The sequence below is a fragment of the Solimonas sp. SE-A11 genome, assembly GCF_030345715.1.
GTDB lineage: Bacteria > Pseudomonadota > Gammaproteobacteria > Nevskiales > Nevskiaceae > Solimonas_A.
Map to the genome: position 1 here is coordinate 291928 of NZ_JAUASX010000003.1, position 19082 is coordinate 311009.

Annotated in this window: 17 protein-coding genes; 5 read left to right on the forward strand and 12 right to left on the reverse strand. The window is 65.1% G+C overall.

Features of this window, described 5'->3' with window-relative positions:
- Nucleotides 1-166 precede the first annotated feature (166 nt).
- A complete protein-coding gene (locus tag QT386_RS06290) occupies nt 167-2365 on the forward strand; it encodes a DUF1302 family protein (RefSeq protein ID WP_289272893.1) in 2199 nt (732 codons plus the stop codon).
- Nucleotides 2366-2700: 335 nt separating this feature from the next.
- Here QT386_RS06290 and QT386_RS06295 read toward each other — a convergent pair whose 3' ends face one another.
- Nucleotides 2701-3516, reverse strand: a complete 816-nt coding sequence (locus QT386_RS06295; RefSeq protein WP_289272894.1) for a hypothetical protein — start codon at nt 3514-3516, stop codon at nt 2701-2703.
- A 186-nt stretch (nt 3517-3702) separates the two neighbouring features.
- Here QT386_RS06295 and QT386_RS06300 point away from each other — a divergent pair, with 186 nt between their 5' ends.
- On the forward strand, nt 3703-4392 hold the full coding sequence (locus QT386_RS06300) for a TetR/AcrR family transcriptional regulator (RefSeq protein ID WP_289272895.1): 690 nt from the start codon (nt 3703-3705) through the stop codon (nt 4390-4392).
- Between the two features lie 274 nt (nt 4393-4666).
- Here QT386_RS06300 and QT386_RS06305 read toward each other — a convergent pair whose 3' ends face one another.
- From QT386_RS06305 to QT386_RS06320, 4 genes are all read right to left on the reverse strand, one after another.
- Nucleotides 4667-6103 carry an IS1182 family transposase gene (locus QT386_RS06305; RefSeq protein ID WP_289272896.1) on the reverse strand — a complete coding sequence of 479 codons (1437 nt, stop codon included), beginning with the start codon at nt 6101-6103 and terminating at the stop codon, nt 4667-4669.
- 247 nt (nt 6104-6350) lie between these two features.
- Nucleotides 6351-6854: a DUF4442 domain-containing protein gene (locus QT386_RS06310; RefSeq protein WP_289272897.1), complete on the reverse strand. Its 504-nt coding sequence runs from the start codon at nt 6852-6854 to the stop codon at nt 6351-6353.
- Nucleotides 6855-6927: 73 nt separating this feature from the next.
- Nucleotides 6928-7350 (reverse strand): hypothetical protein, encoded by a 423-nt coding sequence (locus QT386_RS06315; RefSeq protein WP_289272898.1) that lies wholly within the window; start codon nt 7348-7350, stop codon nt 6928-6930.
- A gap of 129 nt (nt 7351-7479) precedes the next feature.
- Nucleotides 7480-8802, reverse strand: coding sequence for an AarF/ABC1/UbiB kinase family protein (locus QT386_RS06320; RefSeq protein ID WP_289272899.1), 1323 nt, complete (start codon nt 8800-8802; stop codon nt 7480-7482).
- Between the two features lie 199 nt (nt 8803-9001).
- Here QT386_RS06320 and QT386_RS06325 point away from each other — a divergent pair, with 199 nt between their 5' ends.
- Together QT386_RS06325 and QT386_RS06330 are read left to right on the forward strand one after the other, a co-directional pair.
- On the forward strand, nt 9002-10249 hold the full coding sequence (locus QT386_RS06325) for a serine hydrolase (protein WP_289272900.1): 1248 nt from the start codon (nt 9002-9004) through the stop codon (nt 10247-10249).
- A gap of 442 nt (nt 10250-10691) precedes the next feature.
- Complete coding sequence (locus tag QT386_RS06330; RefSeq protein WP_289272901.1) at nt 10692-11717, forward strand: TerC family protein; 1026 nt, start codon at nt 10692-10694, stop codon at nt 11715-11717.
- Nucleotides 11718-11800: 83 nt separating this feature from the next.
- On the opposite strand, the gene QT386_RS06335 is transcribed toward QT386_RS06330, so the two are convergent.
- The 3 genes from QT386_RS06335 to QT386_RS06345 form a co-directional block, all read right to left on the reverse strand.
- Nucleotides 11801-13309 carry an NAD(P)/FAD-dependent oxidoreductase gene (locus QT386_RS06335; RefSeq protein WP_289272902.1) on the reverse strand — a complete coding sequence of 503 codons (1509 nt, stop codon included), beginning with the start codon at nt 13307-13309 and terminating at the stop codon, nt 11801-11803.
- A gap of 181 nt (nt 13310-13490) precedes the next feature.
- Nucleotides 13491-14417, reverse strand: a complete 927-nt coding sequence (locus tag QT386_RS06340) for a hypothetical protein (RefSeq protein WP_289272903.1) — start codon at nt 14415-14417, stop codon at nt 13491-13493.
- Nucleotides 14418-14439: 22 nt separating this feature from the next.
- The gene (locus tag QT386_RS06345) at nt 14440-15261 is read right to left on the reverse strand and encodes an SDR family NAD(P)-dependent oxidoreductase (RefSeq protein ID WP_289272904.1); all 822 of its coding nucleotides are present in this window, start codon (nt 15259-15261) and stop codon (nt 14440-14442) included.
- 93 nt (nt 15262-15354) lie between these two features.
- Here QT386_RS06345 and QT386_RS06350 point away from each other — a divergent pair, with 93 nt between their 5' ends.
- Nucleotides 15355-15978 (forward strand): TetR/AcrR family transcriptional regulator, encoded by a 624-nt coding sequence (locus tag QT386_RS06350; RefSeq protein WP_289272905.1) that lies wholly within the window; start codon nt 15355-15357, stop codon nt 15976-15978.
- A 202-nt stretch (nt 15979-16180) separates the two neighbouring features.
- Here the strand turns inward: QT386_RS06350 and QT386_RS06355 are convergent, their stop codons facing one another.
- The 4 genes from QT386_RS06355 to QT386_RS06370 are packed head-to-tail and all read right to left on the reverse strand — an operon-like array spanning nt 16181 to nt 18906.
- On the reverse strand, nt 16181-17407 hold the full coding sequence (locus QT386_RS06355; protein WP_301334194.1) for an RNA polymerase sigma factor: 1227 nt from the start codon (nt 17405-17407) through the stop codon (nt 16181-16183).
- Between the two features lie 42 nt (nt 17408-17449).
- On the reverse strand, nt 17450-17833 hold the full coding sequence (locus tag QT386_RS06360) for a YciI family protein (protein WP_289272907.1): 384 nt from the start codon (nt 17831-17833) through the stop codon (nt 17450-17452).
- A 19-nt stretch (nt 17834-17852) separates the two neighbouring features.
- The gene (locus QT386_RS06365; RefSeq protein ID WP_289272908.1) at nt 17853-18470 is read right to left on the reverse strand and encodes an SRPBCC family protein; all 618 of its coding nucleotides are present in this window, start codon (nt 18468-18470) and stop codon (nt 17853-17855) included.
- Between the two features lie 13 nt (nt 18471-18483).
- Nucleotides 18484-18906 (reverse strand): YciI family protein, encoded by a 423-nt coding sequence (locus QT386_RS06370; RefSeq protein ID WP_289272909.1) that lies wholly within the window; start codon nt 18904-18906, stop codon nt 18484-18486.
- Nucleotides 18907-19082 lie beyond the last annotated feature (176 nt).

Sequence of the window (19082 nt, forward strand, 5' to 3'; positions counted from 1 at the left end):
CCGGCCGGTCTCGGGAGGGGGCCCGGCGGCAAGTGGACAGTCGTTTGCCGGAATGACAGGGGCGGCGGTTGTCCGAATCAGTGACACCTGCCATTGAGCGATGGTAGCGTCCGTCCAGACGGCGGTGCCGTCCCATAAAAAAGTCGTTCTGCGTCGGGAGGAAAACGTGAAGAAACTGACTGGGGCCGCCCTGCTGGCCCTGATTTCGCTGCCTGCATCCGCCCTGGAAGGGGAGTTCTACGGCTTCGACATGCAGTGGAAGACGATCCTGTCGGTCGGCGCCCAGGTCCGCATGCAGGCTCCCAGCAGCGACCTGATCGGCAAGACCAATATCGACGGCCAGCAGGACCTCTGTGCGGCCGACGATTGCCTCTCGCTCGGCGGCGACCCGGGCCCCAACCAGCGCCTGGTCAACGCCCGCGGTGCCTTCTTCGGTGCCAACGGCGACGATGGCAACCTCAACTACGACAAGGGCGACATCGTTGCCGCCCTGGCCAAGATCAACACCGACCTCACGCTGCGCAAGGGCGACTGGCTGGCGCGCGTCCACGCGCTGGGGTTCTACGATGCGGTCAATGCCGACTTCACCCAGTACCATCCCAATACGCTGTACCAGCCGGAGCACGACAAGCGCCCGGGCGATGCGGTGGACCGCTATGCGCTCGGCACCGAGCTGTACGAAGCCTTCCTGCAGTACAACTTCAGCTGGGGCGAGAGCCGCGAGGGTGCGATCACGGTCGGCAGCCAGATCGTGCGCTGGGGCGAATCCACCCTGCTGGCGCTGAACAGCATCAGCGAGATCAACCCGCCGAGCTACCGCAGCCTGCATGCGCCGGGCTCGGAGATCAACGAGGTGTTCAAGCCGGTGCCCGCGGTGGTGCTGGCCACCAGCCTGACCGATTCCACCTCGATCGAACTGTTCTATCAGCTGCAGTGGAAGCCGGCGGAGGTCGATCCGGCGGGCAGCTTCTTCTCCTTCACCGATTTCATTGGCGGGCGCGGACGCACGGCCAACGTCTCGCTGGGCCAGTTCCCCGAGGACCCGGACCAGCAGTTCATGTTCAACAACAGCGACCTGCGCCTGCTCAGCAGCTCTACGCTGACGGTGCCGGTGCGGGAAGTCTCGCCGCGCGACGATGGCCAGTACGGCATCAAGCTCAGCCACTTCGCCGACTGGCTGAACAACGGCACCGACCTGTCGTTCTACTTCCTGAATTACCACAGCCGCCTGCCGTACGCCTCGATGTTCGCCGCGCAGGATTCCTGCGCGCGGGACTCTACCAGCGTGCTCGGCGCCTACGTCGATTGCCGCGGCTTCAATGGCGCCCTGCCCAATCCGATCTACGGTGAGGGCCTGGAGCCGCTGCCGGCCGATACCGTGCGGGTGATCGTGGAGTATCCCGAAGACATCCAGATGTACGGCTTCAGCTTCAACACCAACGTCGGCAGCTGGTCGATCGCCGGTGAGTACGCCTACCGCCCGAACCTGCCGGTGCTGATCTCGGTGCAGGACCTGTTCTACGGCGCCGCGCAGCCGGCGCTGCCCGCCAACCAGATCGCCTTCACCCAGCTGCTGGACCTGCAGACGCTGGGCAGCCTGGACCTGATCGGCCTGCTTGGTGCGGGTGCCAGCAACCTGCCGGCGTTGCTGGCCAACCCCGGCCAGCTGTTGAGCGACATCGGTGGCGTGGTGGGCGGCCTGCTGGAGCTGTCCGACGTGACCTTCCCGTCCGCCACCGATGCCTTCCCGGCCTACGTGACCCGCTACCGCGGCATCGACCGGGTGCAAGCCGGGCAGTACATGCGCGGCTGGGAGCGCTTCGGTGCCGGCCAGTTCGGCCTGACGGCGATCCGCGCGGTGTCCGATATCCTGGGTGCCGACCAGATCATCTTCATCAACGAGGTCGGCTTCACGCATATCGTCGACATGCCCAAGCGCAACGAACTGCAGTTCGAGACCTTCTATCTCAACTCGACGCATGCCAGCGGCGGCGCCGACGGTACCGGCCAGCCGGGCGGCGTGCCGCCGGCGACACTGGTGTTCAATCCCACCCAGCAGACCAAGGGCTTTGCCGATGACTTTGCCTGGGGTGTGCGCAGCCTGATCCGCGGCGAGTTCAACGACGTGATCTTCGGCCTGTCGTTCCGCCCGACGCTGATCCTGGCCTGGGACATCAAGGGCACCGCGCCGCAGCCGTTCCAGAACTTCGTCGAGGACCGCAAGGAGTTCCAGCTGATCAACGACATCCAGTTCGGCGAGGACTTCGGCATGCGCATGGGCTACACCTGGTACACGGGCGCCGGCGACCGCAACAACTACCGCGATCGCGACAACGCCTCACTGAGCTTCTCCTACGCCTTCTGATTTCTGCTGTCGAAAAAGCCCCGGCGCTGCAAGGTTCCGGGGCTTTCTTTTTTTTTCGTGGAAAGGGGCCGGCCATGAGGGAGTATGGCGGCAATGTGGATGGGAGCAGGCGCTCGGGATGGCTCATAACAGCTCTAAGAGGAAGTCGCGACGATTTGAATGGCAGCCGTGAAGCAGCCATTGAAGACATACACTTTAGTCCTGACCGAACATCTCCGATTCAACCCACGGTTTGGCGGAGTCGAGCCTCAGGGACATGGCGACCATCTTTGGACTGCCCATGAGAAAGTAGATGTTCCGGGCCTATAGGGCTATCCCCTTCAAATCTCGCACAGCTAATCGCCAGTCTCCTTGATGTAAGCCTCGATCCAGTTGCTGAATTCACAGGCGAGGTGCCAGCGATGCTCCGGCACAACAGTTGGAGGAAGCGTTGGAGGGAAGAAAATCGCAGCCCGCAGTTGGAAGCCGTCATTCAGCGATCGTAGACGGTGATTGGTGCCGCCGATCACGGTCCCATTGTTACGCCTGGCTGCGCCATTGAACACGATCGGGAAGTCGGGCTCATTGGTCATGGGCAACGAGGCTGGATCACGGTAGTTGATCGTGAATTGGCTGCAGGCTACCGAGCCTCCTACCGTTTCGTACACCTCCTGGAAGCTTGGCTGCGTGCCCTGCAGGAAGTAATGGTCAGGGCAGGCCACCAGCATGGCTCGAAGATCATTCTCGGAGACTCCTTTACGAGAGAACCAATCGGCAAAGCCTTCGGCCGTTCCGCGATTGCAAAAAATTTCGGTTTGACTCACGTTCCAACGATCATTGGCGAGCACGACCGCCAACTCTGCGGCAGCGCCGCTAATGACCAAGTCGGGCGCGACCAGCGCCTTCATGCCGTCTGCTCCCACTCGCATTTTGGCGTCGGCTAATCGCTCTCGCTCGTCCTCGATGTTGGAGATATCGGCGGCCGACCGCGTTATCAGCGAGTCCAACTCGCCAACCAGGGCTCCGAGCAGATTGCCTCGCATGCGATTAGCGACAACCTGCATGCGGCGCGCCTCCCACTCCAATACCTGGGCACGCGTGACATAGGTGTCGTTATTGAGATAGGCCGTTAGCTCCAGCGGGCGCCCCCTAACCGTAGTGCCGCCGCCCATGCTTGAGGAATTTCCACAGGCAGTGAGCCCGAAGGAGCCTGCCGATACTGCGCCGTAGCAGGCGGATCTGACGAGAAACGATCTGCGGCTGAGCATTAGCAATTTTCTCCCTGCAATTAAAATAAATCACGATATAGATCATGATCTATATTAATGTACGGTACCCCAGACGTCAATGAATCGAGCATGAGCCGGCTAAAGCAAACAGAGGAGGTCAGGCAGCGGGTGGTGCGCACGGCTCAACGCCTTTTCCTTGAACGGGGTTACATGCAAACCACGCTGCGCGAAATTTCGGCTGCGGCAGGGGTGTCTTACGGGAGCCTCTACCACCACTTCGCCGACAAGGAAGGAATTTTTCTCGAACTGGTGCTAGATGGCTTTGAGAAGAATCAGCAAGCGGCCGATCATCAGCTGAATGCCAGTCAAGACTCCCATCTGCGGCTCGGTCTGAAGTGGGGTGGGCTGGTCCAGGCAGCGTCTGACGACGTGCGCGTCGCCGAATTGCTGTCGGTGGCCTATCGCTCCTGGAAGATCACTGACGTCCTCATGAAAGCAGCGACTGCGAGGCATCAAGAATGGCTGAAGGCTGAGTTGCCGGATTGGTCCGAGAATCAGTTTCTGGCGGCGACGTTCGTCTTGAAAGGAGCAGTTGCAAGTATCGTTGAGGAGAAGCTAAATCTAGATCGCCTGACGACCCATGAACGAATCAGGGCGGTTCTGGCCGCCGCATTACCCAGCTTCGGCGCAAATCGGGAGAAAACTCTACTGGTGATCGAGAGGGTGCAGCAGCTTTCGGCGCCGCTGGCTAAAGCTGCGATTGCCGAGGCCATTACGAGATCTGGCAGAGGTACCCGGTCTTTAGCCCGAAAAACCTAGAAGACCAGAGCAAGTTGCGAGTTCGGACGCCCTAGCGGTCTTCAATTCTGAATTGGCGACAAAGGTGGTCGGGTCCCGCCTGGGAAAAGCTATGGTGACACTCGCGTCAACAAGCACGGAGCCTCTCAAGAGCAGTCATTCGTTAGAGGCCGCTCCTGGCACAGGCCGTGTGAAAACGCCGGTACGACGGCGGCGTGTGCAGCTCTGCTGAGGCAGCGGGTGCTGAAGGCGGGTTTGGAGTGTTCGAGAGCGCGGAAAGCCGTGAAGAGAGGGCTTAGGCCCTCATTGCCTGTATCAGCGGCTGCGTCCCCATGATCTGGAGCACTCTCTTCAGGTTGTAAGCCAGTACATGCAGGCTCATTTCTGTACTTACCCTCGGCAGGGTCCGCGTCAGGAAGTGCGTGGCGCCCATCCAGGCCTTGAGCGTTGCGTAGGGATGCTCGACGGTCTGCCGTCGTAAACGCGATGCATCTGGCATTCGGTCCAAGCGCCCCTGCATCGCATCCAGCACCGACTCATGTTCCCAGCGCGTGATGCGGCGATAGTCACTTGGGGTGCAGTCCGCCTTGATCGGGCACCGCGGGCAAGCCGAAGACCAGTACTTGTGCAGCCGCATGCCCTTCTCGACGCTGGTGAAGCGCAAGATGGCGCGCTGGCCTGCAGGGCATCGGTACTCGTTGTCCTCGGGGAGGTAGACGAAGTAGCGCTTGTCGAAACGGCCCTCTGCGGCGCTATTCGATGTGATGGGCTTCGGTACCAACGCCGTGATGCCTTGGCGCTCGCACTCGACGATTTCCTCGCCCTTGTAGTAGCCACGATCGGCCAGGACCGTAGGGTTCTCCTGTCCGGTGGCTTCTCGCGCCAGGTTGGCCATCGATACCGGGTGCGAGCGGTCGCTGCTGTCGTTGGTGACCTCATGCGCCACGATCAGGTGATGCTTGGCCTCCACCGCCGTCTGCACGTTGTATCCCACCATGCCGGTGCCGCGGCCCTTGCTGACCATCGATCGGGCATCGGGGTCGGTCATCGATATCTGCTGGTCGGGCGCGGACTCCAGCTTTTCGCCCCAAGCAGCGAGTTGCTTCATATGCGCCCGTATCGTCGCGATCTTCTGCTGGAGGTGGGCGATGCGATCAGGCGCCAACGGGATCGCGATTCGGTCCGCACGATCAAGCTCTTCCAGATAGCGGCCGACGCTGTTCTCCATGTGCTCCATGCGGGAACGGAGCTTGTGAACGGTCAGATTACGGTCCCGGTTGTTGACTGCCTTGAACTTGCTGCCGTCGATGGCAATCACGCCGTCGGACAGAAGGTTGAGCTGCCTGCAGAGGGCCACGAAGTGGCCGCACACCTTGCGGATCGCCGGCCCGTTGTCCCGGCGGAAGTCCGCAATGGTCTTGAAGTCCGGCGCTAGACGTCCGGTCAGCCAGATCAGCTCCAGATTGCGCTGAGCCTCTCGCTCAAGCCTGCGGCTGGACTGCACGCGGTTGAGGTAGCCATAGATGTAAATCTTCAGCAGCGTCGCCGGGTGGTATGACGGTCGGCCTGTTTCGGCAGCGACAGCGCCTTCGAATCCGAGAGCCACCAGGTCCAGCTCGTCGACAAAAACGTCGACGGCCCGGACCGGATTGTCCTCTGCGACGAAATCATCCAGGCGCTCCGGGAACAGCGTGCTCTGTGATCGATCCTGTCCCGCTACGAATCGCTTCATCGGCCACCTCGCTGTTCCCGGACGGGAATACAGGAGCAAACATCAGGCCGTTTTCACACACTCTCGGCACTTAAGCGCCATCGCTCCGCAGTTGTGGCTGGCTGCTCACGCTGCATTCGGCCCTGCACAAATTTTCGAAGATAAACGGGGCCTCTGTGCGGGAGCTCTGCAGTCGCTGATGGACTGCGCCGCCGCACTGGCGGGCGCACCGCGGTCTTGCCATGGACGGCGTTCCCGAGGCTCCCGTTTACTCCACCGCAACCTGCAATTCACCCGCCGCAGGCAGGGCCTCCGGCCGCCGCTTGCGTACGTAGAGGGTCTTGCGCACCCGCGCCACCAGTTCGCCGCGCTCGTCGCGCACTTCCACCACGCGCTGGGGCTCATACTTCTCGCCGCTGGCGGTGCGCGCCAGGATCTCCTCGATCTCGGCCGCATCCCAGTCGAACACGGCGGTGACGGTGCCGCGGCCGGGCTTGATGAAGTCGATGCTCGCGGCCTTGTCCCAGACCCGGTAGTCCGGGCCCAGGCGCGGCACCAGCATCAGTACGTAGAAGGGATCGCACATGGCGTAGAGGCTGCCGCCGAAATGCGTGCCGAAGGCGTTGGCATTGTAGAAGCGGCGCTTCATGCGCACGACCAGGCGGCTGTAGTCCGGCGCCAGTTCGGCGATGGAGATTCCCGTGCCCCAGAACGGCGGCCACAGGTTCATGACGGCGCGGAATACGGCGGGGCTGCGGAGGAGCTGGGACATGGGAGGAGAACGGTGGTGATCGGATCGCCGGCCTCTCTCCAGCAGGGAAAGAGGCCGGCAAGCGGAGTCGGGCTTAGCGGGCCGCGTCGGCGGTCAGCACCGGATCGGGCTCCACCGGGTGGATGTAGATGTCGCTGATCCAGCCCGGTTGCTCGGAGTCGCGCACCAGGACCACGTCGGCGTCCTGCACCAGGTGGCTGCTGCGCACGTTGATGATGGAGACGCGGGCGACGCCGCTGACTTCCTGGAAGGCGATGGTGCCGAGCTGCTGGTGGGCATCGAGCAGTGCGTCCACGCGCTCGTCGACGCTGCGTTCCTCCAGCGCGCGGGCGCTGTAGTTCTGCTGGACGTAGGCGGTCAGGCTGGGGCGGTCGGCGCGGTTGAAGGCCTGGACGAAGGCCTCGACCGGGTCGGCGGCGGTCTGGGCGGCGGCGGGCAGGCTCAGGGTGGCGGCGAGGGCGAGGCTGGCACTGGTGAAGGCGGTACGGATGTTCATGGCGGTTCCCCGGGTTGGCTGCCCTTTTCGGGCTTGGGAACAGCCTAATTCCCGTCGCCTGAATCCATAAGCCGGGCTATCGGAACTTTATTCGTGACGTTTTGGAAAGAATGGGGCGGGCGAAGCCCCTCAGGCGATCAGGTAGCCCCGCAGCAGGGGGGCCAGGGCGACGTGGGCCTTGAGGCGTACCAGGGTCCAGTAGTGGCCGCCGACCATGCGGTCCAGGTAGGCGGTCTTCACGGCGGGCTGGAACTGGTCCATGCGCTTGAGCACCTCCGGCCCCTTGGCGGCGGCCGCCTTGTGCATGGTGGAGCTAGCAAAGTCGAAGGGGGCGTCGGAGATGAAAGGGCGCAGGACAATCCGGCGCCACTCGGCGTAGAAGGCGCCTTCCACCGGCGCGGAGCCGGGCACGCGGGCGCCGAGGCGGATCAGGCCGATGTCCACGCCGGCCCAGTTCTCGGCCAGGGCCGCCTTCACGGTGTCGCGATAGGCGACGATGCTCTCCGGCTCCAGCTGCTTGATGCAGCCGAAATCGTAGACCACCAGGCTGCCGTCGCGGCGATAGGCGAAGTTGCCGGGCTGGGGGTCGGCATGCACGGCCTGCAGGCCGAACAGCGAGCGACACATGAAGTGGAACAGGCGGATGGCCAGCTCGTTGCGCAGTTCCTGGTCGTACTGCTCGTTGACGGTGTCCAGGTGGTCGCCGGGCTCCAGCAGCATGGTCAGCACCTGCCTGGAGCACAGCGCGTCCACGGTGGAGGGGATGACGATCTTCGGGTCGTCCGCGTAGTAGTCGCGGAACAGGGTCATGTTGCGGGCTTCCTGCACGTAGTCCAGCTCTTCATGCAGGCGCGCGCGGATCTCGTCGAAGAGCTCGTCGAGCACTTCCTTGCCCACCTTGACCAGGCGCGCGCTGCGCAGCGCGAACTTGAGCTGGCGCAGGTCGGTGTCGCAGGAGGCGGCGACGCCGGGGTACTGCACCTTCACCACCACCTCGCGGCCGTCGTGCAGCACGCCGCGGTGGACCTGGCCGATGGAGGCGGCGGCGTAGGGCGTGGCGTCCAGCTCGCGGAACAGTTCCGTGAGCGGTTTGCCCAGCTCGCGCTCGATCTGCTCGCGGATCACCGCGAAGGGCATCGGCGGTGCTTCCTTCTGCAGCTTCTTCAGCGGCTCGGCGATCTCGGCGGGCAGGAAGTCGGCCGCCTGCGAAGCGATCTGGCCGAGCTTCATCACCGCGCCCTTGAGCTCCCCCAGCGTCTGAGCGAGCTGCGCGCCGGCCTTGGCGTTGAGCTGCTCTCGCGCCTGGTCGCGCTGCTCGGCGTTGCGGAAGCCGTTGGCGATGGCATGGCCGGCAAAACGCCCGGCCAGCGACGCGGTCATGCCGGCCATCTTCAGGAAGCGCTTGGCGCCAGCGGCGGGCTTGCCGGTTTTCGGGTCGTCTTCTTCGCTCATGTCGGGGGACGCTGCAGAGGTTTTGCGGACGGTACGCGCAGGCTGCGGTGGCCGTCCACTTGGGATCGGGGCCGGGCCTGCAAGTTCCGCTGCCGGGCGGCTGTCGCTACGGCCATGGCAGGCCCCCGGGGCCTACTGCAGAATTTTTGACCCGGTCCGCTGGCCGGTCACCATTCCAAGAGCCGGGGGCCCATTTTTCATGCTTTTCCGCCAGAACCGTGTCGCCGTTCCGCGCGACCTGTCTACCGTCACGTCCTACGATCCTGCCGCCGAGACCAATCCGCTCGATGTAGGGCTCAAGCGCGATGCCAGCGAGCGCATCTGGTCGTCGGTGGAAGCCATGTACCGCAGCGGCCTGCATCCGGGCGTGTCGCTGACCGTGCGCCGCGGTGGGCGCGTGATCCTGGATCGAGCCATCGGCCATGCGCGCGGCGCCGCGCCGGGCGTGGGCGGCGAGAAGCTTGCGCTGACGCCCCAGACGCCGGTCTGCCTGTTCTCTGCGTCCAAGGCGATCAGCGCGATGCTGATCCACAAGCTGGCGGAGCAGGGCAAGCTCGAGCTGGACGGCCGCGTCGCCGACTACCTGCCGGAGTACGGCAATAATGGCAAGCAGACCACCACGCTGCGCCAGTTGCTGGCGCACCGCGCCGGCATCCCGGACGTGCCGCTGAAGAATGTCGATGCGACGCTGCTCAACGACTTCGACATGATCGTGAAGCTGCTCTGCGCGTCCAAGCCCAATGCCGCGCACGGCCGCCAGCAGTCCTACCATGCCGTGACCGCGGGCTACATCGCCGGTGCCGTGGCACAGCGCGTCAGCGGCCGCTCGCTGCAGGAGCTGCTGCGCACCGAGATCGCCGAGCCGCTGGGCTGCAAGTACCTGCGCTACGGCCTGGCGCCTGAAGACCAGGGCAAGGCCGCGCTCAATGCCTTCACCGGGCCGGACCTGCCGGCGCCGCTGGCCTACGTGGCGCGCCGCGCGCTGTACCTGGATTTCGACGAAGTGGCGGTGCTGACCAACGACCAGCGCTTCATGGAGTCCGTGGTGCCCGCGGCCAACATCTACGCCACCGCCGACGAGGCTGGCCGCTTCTACCAGATGCTGCTCGATGGTGGCATCTGGGAGGGCAAGCGGGTGTTCCGCTCGCAGACCATCGCCGAGGCCGTGCGCCCGGCGGGCCCGATCCAGATCGACCGCACGCTGCTGGCGCCGGTGCGTTTCTCGCCGGCCTTCGTGCTGGGCGAGAAGCCCTTTGGCCTCTACGGCGCCAACTGCCCGAACGCCTTCGGCCACCTGGGCTTCCTCAACATCATCTGCTGGGCCGATCCGGACCGCGACATCTCGGTGTCGCTGCTCAACACCGGCAAGACGGTGGCGCCGGACAGCCTGCTGACGGTGGCGCGAGTGCTGGGGTCGATCAGCCGGAATTGTCCGCGGGTGCGGTGAGGGGTTGGAGGGCGCTGCGTGCAGGGGGCGCACCTCGATATGCGACGCTTCGCGGCGCTACTCGGTGCGAGCGTTTTGTGTTGCTTGAGGGGGCACGCTTGTCATGCGCAAGAGTGCCCCCGTCGGTCCTGAGTGCCGCGCCTTGGCGCGGTGTGTCGAAGGACTCGGTGTGAACGGGATTTTTCTTGATTCAAGTGTCTAAAAATTCCTGATATATCAATTTCTTGTTGTGTCTTTTATTGACTCCGAAGCGGCGGCAGGATGTAATTTGCAAACCTCTCACGGGGAGTAGTCGGGGCGTCACAACGCTCCTGCAGTGTCGTCAGCACGGAAGACGGAGGTCTCGTCTCTCCCGGCACTGCGGTCCACGCCTTCGGCGTGTCTCGGCAAGACCGGAACAGGCTCCACACCTGAAATCCGTCCATAAAAAGGTCTTGTCGCCATGGTTTCCGTTGGTAGTCCGCTGTTGTGGTCGCTCTTCGCGGCCTTCGTCGTCGTTGCCCTGCTGATCGATTTCTTCGCCCTGCGCCAGCAGGGTGCGCATCGCGTGTCGATGAAGGAGGCCGGCATCTGGACGCTGGTCTGGGTGGCCGTGAGCTTCGTGTTCGTGGGCCTGCTGTGGTGGGGCCTGGGCGGCATGGGCGAGGACGCCGCCGCGCGCGCCATGGCCAACGACAAGGCCCTGGAGTTCATCACCGGCTATCTCATCGAGAAGGCCCTGGCGGTGGACAACATCTTCGTCTTCCTGATGCTGTTCACTTACTTCGCGGTGCCGCCGGAGTTCCAGAAGCGCGTGCTGATGCTGGGCATCCTCGGCGCGCTGGTGTTGCGCGGCGCGCTGATCCTGGTGGGCGCCTGGCTGATCGCGCAGTTCCACTGGATTCTCTACGTGTTTGGCGCCTTCCTGCTGTTCACCGGCATCAAGATGTGGTGGGCCGCGGGGCAGGAGCCGGACCTGGACAACAACCCGGCGCTGAACTGGCTGCGTCGCCGCATCAAGATCGCGCCGGACTACGACGGCGAGCGCTTCTTCACCTACAAGGATGGCGTGAAGCTGGCTACCCCGCTGCTGGTGGTGGTGCTGCTGATCGGTATCGTGGATATCGTGTTCGCGGTGGACTCGATCCCGGCGATCTTTGCGATCACCACTGATCCCTTCATCGTACTGACCTCCAACGTCTTCGCGATCCTGGGCTTGCGCGCGATGTACTTCTTGCTGGCGGGCATGCACGAGCGCTTCCACCTGCTGCCCTACGGCCTGGCGATCGTGCTGGTGTTCATCGGCAGCAAGATGCTGCTGATCGACATCTACAAGATTCCGGTGGCCTGGTCGCTGATCGGCACCGCCCTGATCCTGGGTACCACCATGGTCCTGTCGCTGAAGATTCCGCCGAAGGCAGGCGAGGCTCAGAAGCCGCGCGGCGCCTATCCCTTTGGCAGCAAGGAAAAGACCGGGGATCACGAGTAAGTCTCGGGCTTCGCCGCTTCCTGCGGCAATCAACAAAAAGCCGTTCACCCTTAGACAGGGTGAACGGCTTTCTTGTGCCTTGATCAGCGCACCAGGCTGTAGTCACCCCGTGGCAAGCGGCGCATCTGCAGCCGGTACTGCGTGGCGAAGCCGGGGTACATGCTGCTGTTGAAGCCGTCCTCGGTCAGGTACCAGCTCTTGCAACCGGAGTTCCAGTTGGTGCCGGCGAGGCGCCGCTGGATTGCTGCGTTGTAGCGCTGCTGTGCGCCTTCGTGCACGTCGAGCCACTTCAGGTCCTGCTCGATCACCAGGCGCACACCCTGCACGATGTAGTCGATCTGCGACTCCATGTAGACCAGGGCGGAGTTGTGCCCGGGGCCTGAGTTGGGGCCGAAGGTGAAGAACAGGTTGGGATAGCCGGCGACGCTGACGCTGCGGTAGGCCTGCGCGCCGTGCCGCCAGTCCTCCGACAGCAGGCGCCCGCCCAGTCCGTGGATGGGGAAGGGCGTGCCGGTCTTGCTGACGTCGAAGCCGGTGGCGAAGACGATGCAGTCGGCCTGGTGCTCCACGCCTTCAACGGTGCGGATGCCCCGGGGGCTCAGCGTGGCGATGGGCCAGGTGATGAGCTTGGCGTTGGGCTGCCGTAGCGCCGGGTAGTAGTCGTTGGACACCAGCACGCGTTTGCAGCCGATGCGGTAGTCCGGCGTCAGTTGGCGGCGCATCCAGGCGTCGGGTACCTGCGAGTGCAGGTGCAGGCTCGCCACCTGTTCCAGCAGTCGGCTGGCCGGCGTGCGCCAGATCAGGCCGGTGGCCATGGATTCGTGCGCGGTGTATAGGGCCTGGCGCAGCGCGGACTGCGCCGCCGGCGCGCGGCGGAACAGCGCGCGCATCCAGTTGGGGGTGCCGTAGTCCGGCCGCGGCAGTACCCAGCCCGGCGTGCGCTGGAACACCTTGACGAAGCCGGCCTGCTTAACCAGCTCCGGGATGATCTGGATGGCGCTGGCGCCGGTGCCGATCACGGCGACGCGCTTGCCGGCGAAGTCGTAGCCGTGATCCCAACGCGCGCTGTGGATCTTGTGGCCTTCATAGCTGCCGATGCCCGGCATGTCCGGGAAGCTGGCGTTGGACAGCGGGCCCTGCGCCATCACCACGGTACGGGCGCCGTAGGTCTGCCCGACGGCGGTCTTGGCCAGCCAGCGGCGCGAGGCCTTGTCGAAGCTCAGCTCGATGACGTCCTGGCCGAAGCGGATCAGCGGTGCCAGCTCGTACTGCCGCACCAGGCCCTCGACGTAGGACAGGATCTCGCGGCTGCCGGAGTAGGCCCGCGACCAGTCCGGGTTCTGCGCGAAGCTGTAGGAGTAGAGATTGGAGGGGATGTCGCAGGCGGCCCCGGGATACTGGTTATCGCGCCAGGTGCCGCCGACGGCGTTGCCGCGCTCCAGGATGACGATGTCGCGGATGCCGGCCTGGCGCAGGCGGATGGCGCTGCCCAGCCCGGCGAATCCGGCACCGACGATCAGGGTTTCATAGGTGTGCAGGACGGACGAGTCCTGCGGCCGCGTGTTACGGCGTGCCTGGGTGGTGGTGCTCATGGTGTGTTCCATTCGAGAAATGCTTTCGTTCCCTCTCCCGCTTGCGGGAGAGGGGTTCTGTCGGTCTTTCAAGATTTACAGCAACCCTCTCCCCCCGTGTTTGCCGGACTGGAGAGTGACATCGAGTCACTCTCCAGTAAGCAAACACGCCTCTCCCGTGAACGGGAGAGGGGAGTAATAGTCAGGCCGTCGGCTTCCAGGTCAGCTCATGGACCCAGCTCGGGATCTGCGGTAGCAGGCGCGGCGGGATCTTGCCGGTGAGGCGCACCAGGGCGTCCACCGGGACGTGATAGAGACGGTTGCGGCGGTTGACCATCCAGCCACCATGGCGGCTGATCAGCTGGAACCAGGGATTGCGCAGGCCGCCCGGCGTGCCGCCGACGCGCCGGTACTTGCGGATGGCTTCGTAGAGGCGTTCCTCCTTAAGGCCCAGTTCCACCAGGTTGTCGCGCATGCGGTTGAGCAGCGGCAGGTAGGCGAGGATGCCGATCAGCAGGCGCGGGTCAATCAGCTTGCCGGCCATCTGCAGGGTCTGCCGGTAGACCGGGCTGTGGCCGAGCATCTCCAGCACGTGGAAGTCGACGCCGAGGTGGCGCGCCTCGTCGGCGTTGATCTTCTCGAAGGCGGCGTGGCAGATGGGGTCCTTCACCGTTTCCAGCAGGAACTTGCACAGTGCGCCGTCGAGCGCGATCTCCAGCATGGGGATCACCGAGCCCAGCACCGACAGCGGCATGTCGTCGGCGTAGGCGTCGAGCCACTCCACCACCAGGCGGATATTGATGTTGGGTTCTGGCAGGCCTTCGCCGTCGAGCATGCCCCAGCGCTGCATCAACGCCATCTCGGCGTTGGCGTGGCGCTGCTCCTCGGCATGGAAGTAGGTATAGATCTCGCGCAGTGTGTCGTTGGGGGCCTTCTTGGCCATGGCGGCGAAGCCGCGCGCGCCGACATGCTCGATCCACATCAGGTCGGCCATGAAGGCCTTGAGCTTGGGATAGAGATCGGGGTCGTTGGTGACGAGCTCGCGGCCGGGGGCGTCCCAGTCGATATCGGCCAGGGCCCACTGCGAGGCCTTGATCTTGTCGCGCATCCTGTCGAGGTCGAGTTGCATGGGTGTTCCTTGTCGGTGGTGCTCAGGCGCGCTTCATCAGGCGGCCGATCAGGGCCGCGCCGCGCTGGTAGGTGACGGGGGCCAGGCGCTTGCTGCGCCAGACCAGACGTGCGTCGAGCTGCGGCAGCACGTAGAGTTCGCCGCGGTCCAGGGCGTTGAGGGTCTTGCGGGCGACGCCGTCGGCGGAGACGCCCGTCCAGCGCATCAGCGTGCTGGCGAAGCGCGAGGAGCCGTCGGCGATGCGACCGTCGCGCACGATGTTGGTCTTGACGAAGGTGGGGCAGAGCGCGGTAACGGCGATGCCGCTGTCGTCCAGCTCGGCGGCCAGGGTCTCGGACAGGGCCAGCACGCCGGCCTTGGTGACGTTGTAGGGCCCCATCAGCGGCGCGGCAGCGAAGCTGGCGGCGGAGGCGACATTGATGATGCCGCCGTGGCCGAGCCGGCGCAGGCGCGGGGCGAAGACGTGGCAGCCGTGGATCACGCCCCAGAGGTTGACCCCCATGGTCCACTGCCAGTCCTCGATGCCGATCTCGCCCACCGGCTTGCCGCCGATACCGACGCCTGCATTGTTGACCACCAGGTCCACCGGAGCGCCGAGCAGGCGCTCGGCCTCGTCGGCCAGGGTTTCCACGTCGGCCAGGCGGCTGACGTCGCAGGCCAGGGCATGGGCGCCGCCGAGGCGGCCGATCAGGCGCACGGTTTCCTCGGCGAGTTCGGCGCGGATGTCGGCGCAGACCACCTGGCCACCGCGGGCGGCGATCTCCAGGGCAAAGGCGCGGCCGATGCCGCTGCCGGCTCCGGTCACCACGGCCTTGGCCTGCCGGCTTCTCTTGTTGCTGGGCATGCTGTCCCTCGGAATTGGATTGCTGCGATGCAGCGAATTGACTGTGGCTACGGTATTCCCGACACTTGTTCGGATTCAATTCGGAAGATTTCCATGCCGCGCAAACCCCAGCAGCAGCGGGCCAAGACCACGGTGTCGAGCATCGTGGAGGCGGCGATGATCGTGCTGGCCACGCAGGGCCCGAAAGGCGTCACCACCCGCAAGATCGCGGACGTGGCGGGTATCGGCGTGGGCTCGCTCTATGAGTATTTCGAGAACCGCGAGCAGGTCTACGACGCGATCTTCGAGCGGCTGGTGCAGGACGCGGTGAAGACCATCCAGCCGCTGATTCCGGAACTTGTTCGGCTTTCGATCCGCGAGGCGGTGCGCACGCTGCTGCTGAAACTGCGCGAATTGCTGATGGAAAACGACGGCCGCTACCTGATGTGCGTGCGCTATGCGCCGCACCTGGCGCAGCGTAATCCGCTGGAGCCCCTGCGCAAGGTGCTGACCGAGCTGCTGATGCAGTACGTGATGCGCCATCCGCAGTACATGCAGGTGCCGAACCTGGCGACCATGGGCTACATCCACATCCATGGCGGCACCTTCACGGTGATCCGCCACCTGGCCGACCCGACGCCGCCGATGAGCTTCGATGAGCTCGCCGACGGCCTGGCCGACATGGTGTCCTACTGTGCCGAAGGCGGGCTGCGCGATCGTGCCGCAGGGCTGCGGTGAGATGGGCTCAAGCAGACGCGCGGGATCAGCGTGAGGGAGACGTTGCTTCGCCCAGCGTGCGGTGAGAAGGTAGCGCGTAGCGCCGGATAAGGGACAACGGCCTGCCTGTTCGCGGGGGCCTGCGGCGCGCCCCTCACCCCGGCCCCTCTGCCCGCACGCGGGCAGAGGGAGGTCATTGCATGGCGATGCAGTGGCAATCGCTTCAGTGCAGGCGCGTGCTGTCGCACTCGGCCGCACGCCGCAGCATCAGCTCACGCTCGCGGCCGTTGCGCGTCAGCGAGGCGGCACGCTCGAACTCCGTGCGCGCCTCATCCAGGCGCCCAAGCTTGAAGAGCAGGTCGCCGCGCACGCCGGGCAGCAGGTGGTAGTTCTTCAGCGCGGCTTCGGACTGCAGGGCGTCCACCAGCTCCAGGCCGGCGGAGGGGCCGTAGGCCATCGAGACGGCCACGGCGCGGTTGAGGTCCACCACCGGTGAGGACATCAGCTGCGAGAGGGCGTCGTAGAGCGCGGCGATGCGCACCCAGTCGGTGTCTTCGGCCTTGCGGGCGCGGGCATGGCAGGCGGCGATGGCGGCCTGCAGCGCGTAGGGGCCCAGGCCGCCGCCGAGCTGCTCGACGCGCTTGAGGGCGCCCAGGCCGCGGCGGATCAGCAGCAGGTCCCAGCGCGCGCGGTTCTGCTCCAGCAACAGCACCGGCTCGCCCTTGGGGCCGATACGGGCGTGCTGGCGCGAGGCCTGGATCTCCATCAGCGAGACCAGGGCGTGTACCTCGGGCTCCTGTGGGGCGAGGCCGGCGAGGATGCGGCCCAGGCGCAGGGCTTCGTCGCACAGCGCGGGGCGCATCCAGTCGTCGCCGGCGGTGGCGGCATAGCCTTCGTTGAACAGCAGGTAGATCACCTCCAGCACGGAGCCCAGGCGCTCGCCCAGCTCGGCGCCGCGCGGTACCTCGAAGGGCACGCGCGCTTCGGTCAGTGTGCGCTTGGCACGCACGATGCGCTGCGCCATGGTGGGTTCCGATACCAGGAAGGCGCGGGCGATCTCGTCGGTGCTCAGGCCCGCGAGCAGGCGCAGCGTCAGCGCGGCGCGCCCTTCGGTGGACAGCACCGGGTGGCAGGCGATGAACATCAGGCGCAGCAGGTCGTCGCCGATGTCGTTGTCCAGCTCTGCGTCGAAGTCGGGCATCGCCAGTTCCTCCTCCTGCAGCTCGCGGCCCAGTTCCTCGTGCTTGCGCGCGGCGAGCCTGAGGTGGCGCAGGCGGTCGATGGCGCGGTGCTTGGCGGTGGCCATCAGCCAGGCGCCCGGGTTGTCCGGGACGCCGGCCCCGGGCCATTGCTCCAGTGCCGCCACCAGTGCGTCCTGCGCCATCTCCTCGGCCAGGCTGACGTCGTGCAGCAGGCGCGTGAGGCCGGCGATCAGGCGCGGCGACTCCATGCGCCAGACGGCGTCGATGCGGCGGCGGACCGGGTCGTTCACCTAGGAGACCTTGCCGGGGATGTAGTGATCGAAGGGCAGGATCTCGATGCCCCAGCCGACGTCCTCGCCCAGTTCGGCTGCCGGGTGCCTGGAGGCGATGGCAATGGCCTCCGTGATGTCCTCAGCCTCGATCAGGAACAAGCCGCCGACCATCTCCTTGGCCTCGGCATAAGGACCGTCGGTGACCACCGGCTTGCCGTTGCGAGGGCGGATACAGACACGGTGCTGCGGCTCCGACAGGGAGGCGGCGAACAGCATGCGGCCGGTGGCCTGCAACTGCGCGTCGCGCGGCGGGCACTGGCTGACCAGGGCCTGCATGGCCTCCGGGCTGAGTGCGGCGAACTTCTCCGCGTCGTAGTAGCCCAGGCAGAGGAATTTCTTCATCGGTGATGTTCCGCTGCGATCAGGACCGGGAGGCGTCGGACACGGCCGGCGGATCCTGCGAGACTTCCGCCGGTGCGGCCGGGGCTTCGGTAGCCGGCGCCGCGGCGGGCGCCGTCTCGGCCAGCGACTTCAGCGTGGCCAGGCCGGTCTCGAAGTCCTTGCCGATCATCTGGTCCATGTCGAACAGGACGCCCATCAGCTTCGACAGGTAGTTGGCAGGCCCATGCATCGCCCAGGCGAGGCGGGTGGCGTTGCCCTCCGGCGTCATCGTGAATTCGGCGATGTTGCTCGACTCGAAGGGGCGGAAGAAGTCGAGCTTGATGCCGATGCTGTGGGGTGGGGTGACCTCGGTGATCTCCATGCGGCCGGCGCCGATGTCCTTGTTGCCGTCCCAGGCATAGATCGCACCCAGGCCGCTGTCGGCGCCGCTGTAGCTGCGCTTCAGGGCCGGATCGAGCTTTTCGTAGGGCGACCACTTCGTCCACTGGTGGAAGTCGGCGATCAGCGGGTAGATGGCCTCGGGCGGGGCGTTGACCAGGGTGGTGCGCTCGACGCGGAAGCTGTCGGGCTGGGTCGCGGCGTAGGCCAGCAGGCCGGCGATGGCGACCGCGATGACGATGAGGATCTTCTTGAGCATGGCGCGATTCCCTTCAGGCCCTCTGGCCGATCTTCTGCTGCATGTCGACAAAATCCGAGGCGGCTTCCTGCACGTCGGCCGGGAAGTCTTCGAACTCCTGCACCTGGCGGATCTCGATGACCTCGTTGTCGCCGCCGGGGCAGCGCCGGGCCCACTCGATGGCTTCCTCGCGGGACTTCACCTGGATCATCCAGTATCCACCCAGCACCTCCTTGGCCTCGGCGAAGGGGCCGTCGGTGACGCTGGGCTGGCCGCCCTTGAAGGATACCCGGGCGCCCATCGAAGGGGGATGCAGGCCGTCCAGGGCCAGCAGGACGCCGGCCTCCTGCAGGGCGGCGTTGTATTTCATCATCGCCTCGACGGCGGCCGCGTCGGGCATGGTGCCCGGGGCGGCGCTCTCGTAGCCGCCGGGAATCATCAGCATCATGAAGCGCATGATCAGGCCTCCCCGATGACGTGGATCATCCAGGTGACGCCGAACTTGTCGTTCTGGGAAGTCGGAATTAAAAACCCCACCAAGAATTTAAACCCCCAATAAATTAGGAATTTAGACCCTCTTAAGCCAACTAAGCTAGCGTCTCAAGTCAGCTATGCACCATTTTGGCGCACGAT